At 57.3% G+C, this 13,088-nt stretch carries 9 protein-coding genes and 4 tRNA genes; 2 read left to right on the top strand and 11 right to left on the bottom strand.

Annotation, left to right across the window (positions count from 1 at the left end):
• Positions 1-40 precede the first annotated feature (40 nt).
• Together KGB07_RS16250 and KGB07_RS16245 are read left to right on the top strand one after the other, a co-directional pair.
• Entirely contained in the window at positions 41-1,171 is a 1,131-nt protein-coding gene (locus KGB07_RS16250) for a carbon-nitrogen hydrolase family protein (RefSeq protein ID WP_046043042.1), read from the top strand.
• A gap of 3 nt (positions 1,172-1,174) precedes the next feature.
• Positions 1,175-2,215, top strand: a complete 1,041-nt coding sequence (locus KGB07_RS16245) for an AraC family transcriptional regulator (RefSeq protein WP_046043043.1) — start codon at positions 1,175-1,177, stop codon at positions 2,213-2,215.
• 344 nt (positions 2,216-2,559) lie between these two features.
• Here the strand turns inward: KGB07_RS16245 and KGB07_RS16240 are convergent, their stop codons facing one another.
• The 11 genes from KGB07_RS16240 to KGB07_RS16190 form a co-directional block, all read right to left on the bottom strand.
• Positions 2,560-3,405, bottom strand: coding sequence for a DUF2242 domain-containing protein (locus KGB07_RS16240; RefSeq protein ID WP_223465938.1), 846 nt, complete (start codon positions 3,403-3,405; stop codon positions 2,560-2,562).
• Positions 3,406-3,608: 203 nt separating this feature from the next.
• Positions 3,609-5,480, bottom strand: coding sequence for a SurA N-terminal domain-containing protein (locus KGB07_RS16235; protein WP_223465937.1), 1,872 nt, complete (start codon positions 5,478-5,480; stop codon positions 3,609-3,611).
• Between the two features lie 233 nt (positions 5,481-5,713).
• Positions 5,714-5,986, bottom strand: coding sequence for an HU family DNA-binding protein (locus KGB07_RS16230; protein ID WP_002552737.1), 273 nt, complete (start codon positions 5,984-5,986; stop codon positions 5,714-5,716).
• A gap of 150 nt (positions 5,987-6,136) precedes the next feature.
• A complete protein-coding gene (gene lon, locus KGB07_RS16225; RefSeq protein ID WP_046043048.1) occupies positions 6,137-8,533 on the bottom strand; it encodes an endopeptidase La in 2,397 nt (798 codons plus the stop codon).
• 160 nt (positions 8,534-8,693) lie between these two features.
• Positions 8,694-9,977, bottom strand: coding sequence for an ATP-dependent Clp protease ATP-binding subunit ClpX (clpX, locus tag KGB07_RS16220; RefSeq protein WP_007982210.1), 1,284 nt, complete (start codon positions 9,975-9,977; stop codon positions 8,694-8,696).
• 112 nt (positions 9,978-10,089) lie between these two features.
• Positions 10,090-10,725 (bottom strand): ATP-dependent Clp endopeptidase proteolytic subunit ClpP, encoded by a 636-nt coding sequence (gene clpP, locus KGB07_RS16215; RefSeq protein ID WP_015094302.1) that lies wholly within the window; start codon positions 10,723-10,725, stop codon positions 10,090-10,092.
• A 93-nt stretch (positions 10,726-10,818) separates the two neighbouring features.
• A complete protein-coding gene (gene tig, locus KGB07_RS16210; RefSeq protein WP_046043049.1) occupies positions 10,819-12,129 on the bottom strand; it encodes a trigger factor in 1,311 nt (436 codons plus the stop codon).
• Between the two features lie 386 nt (positions 12,130-12,515).
• Positions 12,516-12,591: transfer RNA gene (locus KGB07_RS16205), tRNA-His, on the bottom strand.
• 78 nt (positions 12,592-12,669) lie between these two features.
• Positions 12,670-12,754 (bottom strand) — tRNA-Leu (locus KGB07_RS16200).
• Between the two features lie 56 nt (positions 12,755-12,810).
• A tRNA-His gene (locus KGB07_RS16195) sits at positions 12,811-12,886 on the bottom strand.
• Positions 12,887-12,918: 32 nt separating this feature from the next.
• Positions 12,919-12,995: transfer RNA gene (locus KGB07_RS16190), tRNA-Arg, on the bottom strand.
• Between the last annotated feature and the right edge of the window lie 93 nt (positions 12,996-13,088).

The following is a 13,088-nucleotide window of genomic DNA, read 5'->3' as shown; positions in this document are numbered from 1 at the left end:
GAAAAGCCACGCCCGGCTCCAGGCTGTAAACTGTTTCCCCATGCGCAAACTTTTGTACCTGACATTTTCCATGGCGTTGCTCGCCGCCCTCACGACCTACGCGATGTGGGCCGCAGACCGGCCGGTGGGTCATTACCTTTCGGACCTGCGGATCAGCCTGGCTATCGACCAGGGCACGCCTGCGGACCGTGGCAACCTGTTGGGCATCCAGCCCGAACTGTTTCCTACCGACTATCAAAGTCCCGAGCGTTTGCACCGCAAGCTCGCGGCCTATCTGCAAGCAGCCCGGGACCAGGGTTTGTTGAACCGCAAGACCGTCGTCGTGTTGCCGGAGCACGTCGGTACCTGGCTGATGGTCAGCGGCGAGAAGGATGAGCTGTATCAGGCCAGCACCCTCAAGGAAGCCATGAACTGGCTGGCGGTGAGCAATCCCCTGAAGTTCGCCAAGGCGCTGATCAGCGCCGAGGGCGGCAACCGTCTCGACGATGCCCACCTGCGCATGAAAGCCAAGGCAATGGCCAGGGACTACCAGGCATTGTTCGGAGGGCTGGCCAGGGAATTCCACGTGACGCTGGTGGCGGGTTCCATCGTGCTGCCCGAACCAAGCATCATCGACGGTACCTTGAGAATCGGCCGCGGCGCGCTGTACAACAGCAGCGTGGTGTTCAACAGCGAAGGCCTGCCGATCGGCCAGCCCCAGCGCCAGATACACCCGTTCTTCGCAGAACAGAACGGGATCAAGGCGAACGGCGAGCACTCGCTCAACGTCGTTGATACCCCCGCAGGAAGGCTGGGCGTATTGATCGGCCACGACAGCTGGTACCCGGACAACTACCTCAAGCTCAACGACCAGAGCGTACAGCTGGTTGCGGTACCGGCCTTTGTTGCCGGCCGTGGCACCTGGGATCAACCTTGGCGCGGCTACAGGGGGTCGTCGGCGCCGACGTCGGTCAACTTGAAGCCTGGAGAAGTCAGTGAAGGCCAGGCCTGGCAGCGCCTGACCCTCACGACCCGGACGCCGGCCAGTCAGGCAGTCGCTGGCATGAGTGTGTTCCTGCGGGGTCAGTTCTGGGACCAGGGCAGCGCCGGGCATAGTTTCCTCAGCAGCAACGGCCAGCACTTTGCCGATGGCAACGCCCAGGGTGCGCGCTTGCTGAACCTCTGGTTGTAAGCCATGAATCCACAACCGATGCGCCTCGGCGATCTGTCGGTGGGTTTTGTTCATAGCCTGGCCGATGCCGTGCGCAGTCATGGCGTCGATCCGCAGCCACTGCTCGATCAATACGGTCTCGATGCCGCGCGCCTGGGCGAAGCGGGTGCCCGACTGTCGATACCGCGCTATATGCGCCTGGGCCACGGCGCCATTCAACTGACCGAGAACCCGGCCCTTGGCCTGCGCATGGGCCAACTCAGTCGCCTGAGTCAGGTCGGCCTCGCTGGCGTCACTGCGGCCCAGGCGCCGACGGTACGAGAAGCCGCACGCTGCCTGATTCGATTCGAAGCCTTGTACGGCTCCAACTATCGGGGTCAATCAAGCTTTCATGAAGACGCCCAGGGCGCCTGGCTGCGCTTCTATTCGATCAGCCCCTATAACGCCTACAACCGCTTTGTGGTGGATTCGATCATCGCCGGCTGGTTGCAGCAATTATCCAGTATCAGCCCTGCCCCACTGCACGCCGAACGCATCGAAATCGAATTCGAGGAGCCCGATTACCGTGCGGCCTATGACGTGTTGGGTGATTGTCCGATTCAGTTTGGCGGCGAGCGCAATCAACTGCGCTTGAGCCTGGCAAGTCTCGCCCAGCGCAACCCCGAGCATTGCCCGAGCACCTGGCGGCATTTGCTGCAACTGTGTGAGCGGGAACTGGAACAACTGACACGCACCCGCAGCCTGCGTGAACGCATCATCGCGCTGCTGGGACCTTTGCTCAATGGTGGTCGGGAGCCCGACCTGCAGGAGGTGGCGGCACGCCTGAAGCTGCCCACCTGGACCTTGCGTCGCAAGCTCGCCGATGAAGGCACACAATTTCGTGCGATTCTCAACGACACCCGTCGCGACCTGGCCATGACTTACATACGCGACACCGAACTGGCGTTCGGAGAGATCGCCTACCTGCTGGGCTTTGCCTCAGCAGAAGCGTTTCAACGCGCATTCAAACGCTGGAACGGGCAGACACCCGGCGAGTTTCGCCGCAGCCATCGCCAATCCGCCTGATGTCTACAACTCGGTAGCGTCTTCCGCCGGCTCCAGTGGGTCCAGTTCGAAAGCCTGGTACTCGAGCAGCTCTTCTTGATAATCGTCCATTTTTGAATCCCCCAACCCGTATTGAAAAACGCCTGAATAAATGACCAATCCCTTGAGCATAAAGTGCCCGCGTGAAAGAAAAATGACGCGGACACGACACTCTGTCGCTACTGAATAAAACGTAGCAGCTGGTCAGGAATTTATCATTGGTTTTTTCGCGCAAGGCCGCAGAACAGCGGACCTTGTTGATGAGGGTCAATCTTTGCGCCCGCTACGGGATCGTTACTCGCTGGCCGATCCCGTAACGCGATGGATCACTGGCCAGAAACGGGAATCGCCTGAATCGGCTCGCTCGGCGGTGGTATGTCCGTCGGGTTTGTCGGTGGCGTGATGGTTTCTGCCGAAGGTGCCGGTTCTGTGTTCTGAACCGGGGTAATCGGCGCCGCTTCAGGAGGCGGGGCAACCGGCTCGGAGGCCGCTGGAACCGCTTCTACGGGTGCAGGTGCAGGTGCAGCAGGCTGTACAGCGGGAGCCGCAGCCGGGGCAGGTGCCAGCGGTGCCGGTGCTACCTTGGCTTCAGGCATGCCCAGGTCCGTTTTCGGCTTTTCGGGGATGTGCGCAGCCTTTTTCGCTTCCGGTGGCAGGAACAGCTCGACCAGTGCAAAGAAACGCTCGTAGAACTTGGCAGACGATACGGTTTCGCTGGCGACCTTGACCATCGAGTCATCGGAGGAGCCGATCGGCATCGACACCGAGCCCAACACACCCACACCGAGACTGGCGGAGTTGTTGGTCTTCTTCAGCGCATAACGATCCTGCAGGGCATTGGCGAATACGGTCGCGTGGTGCCCTTCGCTGCCGTCATCGGCGCAGACCACACTGAAGCTGATCTCCATGTGATTCTCGCCGGTCTGCTGGAAGCTCTTGTGGCCGCTGACCAGCTTCGGATCGTTGCTGGTGATGATGTAACCCTGGCTGAGCAAGGCGCGACGGGCGGCTTCACAGCTCTGGGTATCGCTGACCGGATAGTTTCGGGAAAAGGTACCGGAGTCGTCGAAATTCTCATGCTCATAGATGGCGGCCTTGTTCGATGAACAACCGGCCGCGGTGGCAAGCACGGCTGCCAGCCCGACAACCCGCATGGGAAGTGATTTAAACATTGAACATCCTGAGGAAAACGGTTCGGGGCGTATTGTGCAACAGATCGATGCTTAGCGGAGCATCGATCGTGTCTTAAAACGGTTACAGGCTGATTGACCCCGGTTTTGCGCAAAAGTCACCGCGGCAAATGACGTACGGCCAAACAAAAAGACCCCGGCCTTTCGGCCGGGGTCTCCTGTGCAGCGTCAAACCTGGTCAGGCATCAGTAACGCTTGATGTCTGCCTGGCTTTCCAACTGCTTGCGATAAGCTGCAAAGTCTTGCTGGCCGATGCGCGAAGCGAGGTAGCGACGATACTGCGATTTCTCTTCTTCAGTCGGCGCCGCGGCTTCGTTCACGCCATTGAGGCGCACGATCATCAGGCTGCCATCAGCCAGCGTCACGCTGGTGAAGGTCGGTTTGTCCTTGGCCGCAGGCTTCGCCATGCGGAACAGCGCTTGCAGCACCGCTGGGTCGACACCTTCCTGAGCGCGAGTAGCCGCCTCGGTGACTTTCCAGGCCTGGCCGTCGACCGCCTGATCCAGCGGGGTCTTGCCATCGCGCAGGCTGGCAATCAGGGCTTCAGCCTTGGTCTTGGCATCGGCGCTGGCGTGTTCCTTGGCCAATTGCACACGGATCGCGGCAGAGACGCTTTCCAGCGGCAATTGCGAAGGCTTCAGGTGCTCCTTGGCACGCAACACGACCACGGTTTCCGGATCGAGCTCGATGGCGGTGCTGTTCGCACCCTCATCCAGCACTTCCGGGCTGAACGCGGCAGTGATCACGGCACGGTTGGCCGCAATACCCTCACCGCCTTCACGGCCGAACGGCTTGGACGTGTGGACGGTCAGTTTCAGGTCCTGCGCTGGCTGAGCCAAGTCAGAGGCTTCGAACGAGGCGTCTTCCAGTTGCTTGCTCGCTTCGACGAAACGCTGCTCGACCTGCTGGGTCTTCAGACCACGGGTCAGCTTGTCTTTCAGGCTGGCGAATGTCGGTACTTCAGGCGCTTCCACGCCCAACAGCTTGATCAGGTGATACCCGAAATCGGTGCGAACCGGCGCGGAAACCTGGTCCTTGGCCAACGAATACAAGGCTTTCTCGAACGCCGGGTCGTAGACGCCAGGACCGGCATAACCCAGGTCACCGCCGTTGTTCGCCGAACCCGGATCCTGGGAGAACTCCTTGGCCAGGGCCTCGAACTTCTCGCCCTTGGCCAGACGGGCCTGAATCTCTTCGATCTTCGCCTTGGCTTGAGCCTCGGTGGTCTTGTCGTTCACTTCAATCAGAATGTGCGCCGCCTGGCGTTGCTCGGACAGGTTCGCAATTTCTTTCTGATAGGCCACCTGCAGGTCTTCGTCATTAACGCTGACCTGATCGAAGAAGGAAGCCTTCTTCAGCTCGAGGTAATCGATGATCACCTGATCCGGCGTCATGAATTCCTTGGCGTGCTCGTCGTAGTAAGCCTTGACCTCATCGTCGGTCAGTTTCACCGCTGCCGGGTCGGCCTTGATGTTCAGGGAAGCGAAATCGCGGGTCTGTTTTTCCAGACGGGCAAACGCCAGCACCTGTGCATCGGTCACGAAACCGCTACCGGCCAGACCGGCACGCAGCTGACCAATCAGCATTTCCTGAGCCAGCATCTGGCGGAATTGCATGCGGGTATAGCCGAGTTGGCGAATCACTTGGTCGAAACGATCGGAACTGAACTTGCCATCAACCTGAAACTCAGGTGTTTGCAGGATGACCTGATCAAGCGCCGCTTCGGAAAAAGCGAATTTCGAGTTTTCTGCGCCTTGCAGCAGCAGCTTGCGATCGATCAGGCCCTTCAGAGCCGAGTCGCGCAACATTTTTTCATCCAGCAAGGAAGCATCAAAATCCTTGCCCAGCTGTTGCATGAGCTGGCGGCGTTGCATATCGACCGCCTGGCTCAGTTCGTTCTGGCTGATTTCATCGCCGTTGACCTTGGCCGCATCATTACTGTGCGACGTAGCCTTGAAGATGGCATCGAAACCGGTCAAAGCCATCAGAACAACGATGACCCCGATAATAGTCTTGGCAATCCAGCCTTGTGAATTGTCCCTGATATTCTGCAGCATGCGTCCCCCAGAAACGGTTGAACTTCAAAATTAGGCAACCGTGGAGCGTGGGTAGAGTCCGGATAGAAGAAAGGCGCATCCGAGGATGCGCCTTCTCGTAACTGGCGGAGCGGATCGAGGGCTCGAACTGGCGACCCTCGGTGTCTTGAACCGGCGACCTGCTGTCAGGACTGCCGCTCCGCTGCCAAGTCAGGCATGACCCCGACCCGGATGGGTAAAAACCTGAATCGAACTTAGTTGACAGCTTCTTTCAGTGCTTTACCGGCTTTGAAACCTGGTTTTTTGGCTGCTGCGATTTCCAGCGTCTTACCGGTCTGTGGGTTACGACCAATGCGAGCCGGACGATCAGTTACGGAGAAGGTACCGAAACCAACCAGAACAACAGAGTCGCCAGCCTTGAGAGCGCCAGTGACGGATTCGATTACAGCGTCCAGCGCACGGCCAGCAGCAGCTTTCGGGATATCAGCGGATGCAGCGATAGCATCAATCAGTTCCGACTTGTTCACTCTAAGTCCCCTTATATCTATTTGAGTATGATTCTAAGTTTTTTTGGTGAAAGCAAAAACGAGTGCTGAATGGCCTACAGACACTTAAGAGCCGCTTTATAACAAGGGCTCTAAAAAGCTGTCAAGAAAGCCCCCCAGGCAAATACGTACTTAATGCGTGCTAATTCTTTCCTTAGAATCTGCGTCGCGTTTCTCATCCTTCGCGACTATCTCCGGAGCCACATCCGGCAAGGGCTCCGGCGCGTATTGCAGCGCAATTTGCAGGACCTCGTCAATCCATTTAACCGGTTTAATCTGTAGATCCTGCTTGATATTGTCCGGAATCTCTTTGAGATCGCGCACATTCTCTTCAGGAATGATCACGGTCTTGATTCCACCGCGATGGGCCGCCAGCAGTTTTTCTTTCAAGCCGCCAATGGCCAATACCTGGCCACGCAACGTGATTTCGCCGGTCATGGCGACATCCGCGCGCACCGGAATGCCGGTCAATGCCGATACAAGGGCCGTACACATGCCTACACCAGCGCTAGGGCCGTCCTTGGGAGTTGCCCCTTCTGGCATATGGATGTGCGTGTCGCGCTTCTCATGGAAGTCCAGGGGGATCCCCAGGCTCTTCGCCCGGCTGCGGACAACGGTCAAGGCCGCAGTGATCGATTCGACCATCACGTCACCCAGGGAACCGGTCTTGATCAACTGGCCCTTGCCCGGTACGACGGCCGCTTCGATAGTCAGCAGTTCGCCACCTACCTGAGTCCACGCCAGCCCGGTCACCTGACCGATCTGATCCTGCTGCTCGGCCAGGCCGTAGCGGAATTTACGCACGCCCAGGAAGTGTTCCAGCATGTCTGCGGTGACCTTCACCGAGAAGCGTTTTTCCAGCGCATGTTCCTTGACCGCCTTTCGGCAGACCTTGGCAATCTGGCGCTCCAGCCCACGCACACCGGCTTCACGGGTGTAGTAGCGGATGATGTCGCGGATCGCTTCTGCGTCAAACTCCAGCTCGCCTTTCTTCAGGCCGTTGGCCGTAATCTGCTTTGGCGAAAGGTATTTGACGGCGATGTTGATCTTCTCGTCTTCGGTGTAGCCCGGCAGACGGATCACTTCCATCCGGTCCAGCAACGCCGGCGGGATGTTCATCGAGTTCGAGGTGCACAGGAACATCACATCGGACAGGTCGTAATCGACTTCCAGATAGTGATCGTTGAAGTTGTGGTTCTGCTCCGGATCGAGCACTTCCAGCAACGCCGATGCCGGATCGCCACGCATGTCGCTGCCCATCTTGTCGATTTCATCGAGCAGGAACAGCGGGTTGCGGACACCCACTTTTGTCATCTTTTGAATCAATCTTCCTGGCATCGAACCGATGTAAGTACGGCGATGGCCACGAATTTCCGCCTCGTCACGCACGCCACCGAGGGCCATGCGCACGAATTTGCGGTTGGTGGCGTGAGCAATCGACTCCGCCAGGGATGTTTTACCCACCCCTGGAGGACCGACCAGGCACAACACCGGACCACGAATTTTCTTCACGCGCTTTTGCACGGCGAGGTATTCGAGGATGCGTTCCTTGACCTCTTCGAGGCCATAGTGGTCGGCATCCAGAATGTCTTCTGCACGCGCCAGGTCCAGGCGCACCTTGCTCTGGGCCTTCCACGGCACCTGAACCAGCCAGTCGATGTACGAGCGCACCACGGTCGCTTCCGCGGACATCGGTGACATCTGCTTGAGCTTGTTCAGTTCGGCCGTCGCCTTGGCCAGCGCTTCTTTCGGCAGGCCGGCGGCATCGATACGCTTTTTCAGCTCTTCGACTTCGTTGTGACCTTCGTCGCTGTCGCCGAGCTCTTTCTGAATGGCCTTCATCTGCTCATTCAGGTAGTACTCGCGCTGACTGCGCTCCATTTGTTTTTTGACGCGGCCGCGAATGCGTTTTTCGACTTGCAGCAGATCGATCTCGGCATCCAGCAGCGCCAGAACATGCTCGACCCGGGCCGACAAATCGATGATTTCGAGGATTTCCTGCTTCTGTTCGATCTTCAGGGCCATGTGCGCGGCCATGGTGTCTACCAGGCGGCCTGGCTCATCGATGCTGTTGAGCGACGACAGGACTTCAGCCGGGACTTTCTTGCCCAACTGCACATATTGCTCGAACTGAGACAGCAGGCTGCGAACGAACACTTCCGACTCGCGCTCTGGTGCTTCAACTTCGTCGATCAGGGAGACTTCGGCACGACAGTGGCCATCCACTTCACTGAAGCGCTCAACGGCGCCCCGCTGCTCGCCTTCGACCAGAACCTTGACCGTTCCGTCAGGCAGCTTCAGCAGCTGCAGAACGGTGGCAATCGTACCAACGCGGTACAGGGCCTCTTCACCGGGATCGTCGTCAGCCGGGTTTCTCTGGGCCAGCAGAAGAATCTGCTTGTCACCCGTCATCGCAGCCTCGAGGGCTTCGATGGATTTCTCGCGCCCCACGAACAGCGGGATAACCATGTGCGGATAAACCACGACATCACGCAATGGCAGGAGAGGCAATTCGATGGTTGTCTTCATGATTTCGCCTCTACGGCGGCCGTAAGGCCGGAAACAGATGGAAGTAAGCTTGAAACCAAGATGGGGGCAGCCTTCAAAAAAAACAAGCACAAAGACTGTGTAAAACGCGCAAAAAGCAAAGGGGCCCGAAGGCCCCTTCTTTGTACCGGCTGCGTGACGCTTAAGCGTCTGGCGCGGCCTTGGCGGTCGGCTCACTGTTTTCGTAGATGTACAGTGGCTTGGACTTGCCTTCTATCACGCTTTCATCGATCACTACTTTGCTCACCTCGGATTGCGAGGGGATTTCATACATAGTGTCGAGCAACACACCTTCGAGAATCGAACGCAGGCCACGGGCACCGGTTTTACGTTCCAGGGCACGCTTGGCGACCGACTTCAGAGCGTCGGAACGGAATTCCAGATCAACGCCTTCCATCTCGAACAGCTTGGCATACTGCTTGGTCAGGGCATTTTTCGGCTCGGTGAGGATCTGCATCAGTGCAGCCTCGTCAAGCTCGTCCAGCGTGGCAAGTACCGGCAGACGACCGACGAATTCCGGGATCAGACCGAACTTGACCAGATCGTCAGGCTCGACTTCACGCAGGGACTCACCGACTTTCTTGCCTTCTTCCTTGCTGCGCACTTCTGCGTTGAAACCGATGCCACCTTTGGTGGAACGGTTTTGAATGACCTTCTCAAGACCAGAGAACGCGCCACCGCAGATAAACAGGATGTTACGGGTGTCGACCTGCAGGAATTCCTGCTGCGGATGCTTGCGACCACCTTGTGGTGGAACGGAAGCGACCGTGCCTTCGATCAACTTGAGCAGGGCTTGTTGCACGCCTTCACCAGAAACGTCCCGGGTGATCGACGGGTTGTCAGACTTGCGCGAAATCTTGTCGATCTCATCGATGTAGACAATGCCCATCTGGGCTTTTTCCACGTCGTAATCGCACTTCTGCAACAGCTTCTGAATGATGTTCTCGACATCTTCACCCACGTAACCCGCCTCGGTGAGGGTGGTTGCGTCGGCGATGGTGAACGGAACGTTCAGCAAGCGGGCCAGTGTTTCGGCAAGCAGGGTCTTACCCGAGCCTGTCGGGCCGATCAGCAGGATGTTGCTCTTGCCGAGTTCGACGTCGTCATTCTTTTTGTCACGCTGATTCAGGCGTTTGTAGTGGTTGTACACCGCTACGGCCAGAACCTTTTTCGCACGCTCCTGACCAATCACATACTGATCAAGGATGCCGCTGATTTCTTTAGGCGAAGGCAATTTATGCGCGCTGCTTTCGGCCTGTGCTTCCTGCACCTCCTCGCGGATGATGTCGTTGCACAAGTCGACGCACTCGTCGCAGATAAAGACCGAGGGGCCGGCAATCAATTTGCGCACTTCATGCTGGCTTTTGCCACAGAAGGAGCAATAGAGCAGCTTGCCGTTGTCCTCGCCGTTGCGGGTGTCAGTCATTCGTTCGATCCAAATCCGATAGGCTTGCAACACAAGATGAAGGCTATTGCGGGCTTTTTCAAGCCCGCTGGTGATCGGACCCGCCGACCAACCTTATTTTGAGCTGCTTGGTTTAAGCAGGACGCTGGCTGATCACTTCATCGATCAACCCGTACTCACGCGCGGCATCTGCACTCATGAAGTTGTCGCGGTTGGTATCGCGCTCGATTTCTTCGAGAGTGCGCCCGCTGTGCTTGGCCATCAGCGTGTTGAGACGCTCGCGAATGAAGAGGATTTCCTTGGCATGGATTTCGATATCCGACGCCTGGCCCTGGAAACCACCCAGTGGCTGGTGAATCATCACACGCGAGTTCGGCAGGCAGTAACGCTTGCCTTGTGCACCGGCAGTCAGCAGGAACGCGCCCATGCTGCACGCCTGACCGATACAAGTGGTCGACACGTTGGGTTTGATGAACTGCATGGTGTCGTAGATCGACATGCCAGCCGTCACCGAACCGCCCGGGGAGTTGATATAGAGATGGATGTCCTTGTCCGGGTTTTCCGCTTCAAGGAACAGCAATTGCGCACAGATCAGGTTGGCCATGTAGTCCTCTACCGGACCAACCAGAAAGATCACCCGCTCCTTGAGGAGACGCGAGTAGATGTCGTAGGCGCGCTCGCCACGAGCGGACTGCTCGACAACCATCGGGACCAGGCCGCCTGCGGCCTGGATATCAGAGTTCTGCTGAATATACGAATTACGGAACATGCTCTGCAGTCACTCCCAAATAGTTATGTCTTGAATACGCATAAGCCAGCTCGAAAGCTGGCTTATGGTGTTTGCTTCTTACCGCAAAAGTGATCAGTCGGCTTGTGGTGCTTCTACCGGCTTGACCGCTTCTTCGTAAGAGACCGATTTGTCGGTCACGCTAGCTTTCTGCAGAACAGTATCCACAACTTGCTCTTCCAGCACAACCGAGCGAACTTCGTTCAGTTGCTGGTCGTTCTTGTAGTACCAGGACACAACTTGCTCAGGCTCCTGGTAGGCCGAAGCCATTTCCTGAATCATCTCGCGAACGCGGGCTTCGTCAGGCTTCAGGTCGAATTGCTTGACCACTTCAGCCACGATCAGGCCCAGCACTACACGGCGCTTGGCCTGCTCTTCGAACAGCTCGGCCGGCAGCTGGTCAGGCTTGATGTTGCCACCGAACTGCTGAACAGCCTGCACGCGCAGACGGTCAACTTCGTTGGACAGCAGAGCCTTTGGCACTTCGATCGGGTTGGTGGCCAGCAGACCGTCCATCACCTGATTCTTGACCTTGGATTTGATCGCCTGACGCAGCTCACGCTCCATGTTCTTGCGAACTTCGGCGCGGAAGCCTTCCAGACCGGTTTCCTTGATGCCGAATTGAGCGAAGAACTCTTCGGTCAGTTCTGGCAGCTTTGGCTCGGAAACAGTGTTGACGGTCACGGTGAACTCGGCGGCTTTGCCAGCCAGGTCCAGGTTCTGATAGTCCTCTGGGAAAGTCAGGTTCAGAACGCGTTCTTCACCGGCTTTTGCGCCAACCAGGCCATCTTCGAAACCAGGGATCATGCGGCCGGAACCCAGAACCAGCTGAGTACCCTTGGCGGAACCGCCAGCGAACACTTCACCGTCAACCTTGCCGACGAAGTCAATGTTCAGTTGGTCTTCGTTTTGAGCGGCGCGATCGGCCACTTCGAAACGGGTGTTCTGCTTGCGCAGGATGTCCAGCATCTTGTCCAGATCGGCATCAGACACGTCAGCGCTCAGGCGCTCTACAGTGATACCTTCGAAACCGGCAACGGTGAACTCAGGGAACACTTCGAATACGGCTACGTATTCCAGGTCCTTGCCCGCTTCCAGGGATTTTGGCTCGATCGAAGGCTGACCAGCCGGGTTCAGCTTCTGCTCAACCACAGCTTCGTAGAAGGAAGACTGGATCACGTCGCCTACAGCTTCCTGGCGAGCGTCAGCACCGAAACGGCGCTTGATTTCGCTCATTGGCACTTTGCCTGGACGGAAGCCAGCAATCTTGGCCTTTTGGGCGGTCTGCTGCAGACGCTTGTTGACCTGGCTCTCGATGCGCTCAGCCGGCACGGTGACGCTCATGCGGCGCTCAAGAGCAGTAGTATTTTCAACAGAAACTTGCATGGATATTCCTCGTTGCACAGACGTTAGCCGGCCGTTTCCGACCCCAGAATCAAGGGCATGCATTCTAGTGGGTCAAACTCAAGAAGTCACCCTACTGAAAACGGGTAAAAACGCAGCAGGCAATTTATAGGTGCGAATGCACGAATGCACCTCGCCCCGATAGCAAATACAACCAATCACGCCAGGGCTCTGCGCCAACCTTTCTATATATAGACAAGGTCGCCAATCATCTCCCTGACAGCCGATCTCGCAAGCAAGGCCGGCGGGCAGGACTGCATCATCGAGAAACATAAATACGACGAAACGCCCTACCCCTGCGACCCGGAACCTGCGGCCGCTGAAACAAAAAAGGCGCCAGACTTTTCAATCTGGCGCCTTTCGAAATATGGGGTGGACGATGGGGATCGAACCCACGACAACGGGAGTCACAATCCCGTGCTCTACCAACTGAGCTACGCCCACCATATTGCCTGTTAAAGAAGCCAAACAAACTTCTTTATCAAGCTCCAGCCAGGTCAAACGCCTGAGTGAAGCTTTAATTGGTGCGGATGAAGAGACTCGAACTCTTACGCCTCGCGGCGCTGGAACCTAAATCCAGTGTGTCTACCAATTCCACCACATCCGCGGGTGAAGCCTTTAAAGCAAAGGCGCCAGACTGTTAATCTGGCGCCTTTCGAAATATGGGGTGGACGATGGGGATCGAACCCACGACAACGGGAGTCACAATCCCGTGCTCTACCAACTGAGCTACGCCCACCATATCGCGCTACTTGTGCCAAAGCTGCCTAATGGCGCACCCGGCAGGACTCGAACCTGCGACCATCCGCTTAGAAGGCGGATGCTCTATCCAGCTGAGCTACGGGCGCCTTGTTAGCTGTAACCTTGGAGGACTACAAACTAAGTGCTTTCCAGTCTCGCAGAATCGTAATCCCGCTCAACCTTCCTAACCAGTGCTAGGC

Origin of the sequence: Pseudomonas sp. GL-RE-26 (assembly GCF_019956275.1) — a bacterium.
GTDB classification, from domain to species: domain Bacteria; phylum Pseudomonadota; class Gammaproteobacteria; order Pseudomonadales; family Pseudomonadaceae; genus Aquipseudomonas; species Aquipseudomonas grandcourensis.
The sequence above is the reverse complement of the archived record's forward strand: the minus strand, read 5'-3'. Positions and strand labels throughout refer to the sequence as shown.

Coding starts and splice junctions, on each gene's coding strand:
- KGB07_RS16235 (WP_223465937.1), bottom strand. CDS start 5,480: ATGCTGCAGAATATCAGGGACAATTCACAAGGCTGGATTGCCAAGACT.
- lon (WP_046043048.1), bottom strand. CDS start 8,533: ATGAAGACAACCATCGAATTGCCTCTCCTGCCATTGCGTGATGTCGTG.
- tig (WP_046043049.1), bottom strand. CDS start 12,129: ATGCAAGTTTCTGTTGAAAATACTACTGCTCTTGAGCGCCGCATGAGC.
- KGB07_RS16250 (WP_046043042.1), top strand. CDS start 41: ATGCGCAAACTTTTGTACCTGACATTTTCCATGGCGTTGCTCGCCGCC.
- clpX (WP_007982210.1), bottom strand. CDS start 9,977: ATGACTGACACCCGCAACGGCGAGGACAACGGCAAGCTGCTCTATTGC.
- KGB07_RS16240 (WP_223465938.1), bottom strand. CDS start 3,405: ATGTTTAAATCACTTCCCATGCGGGTTGTCGGGCTGGCAGCCGTGCTT.
- clpP (WP_015094302.1), bottom strand. CDS start 10,725: ATGTTCCGTAATTCGTATATTCAGCAGAACTCTGATATCCAGGCCGCA.
- KGB07_RS16245 (WP_046043043.1), top strand. CDS start 1,175: ATGAATCCACAACCGATGCGCCTCGGCGATCTGTCGGTGGGTTTTGTT.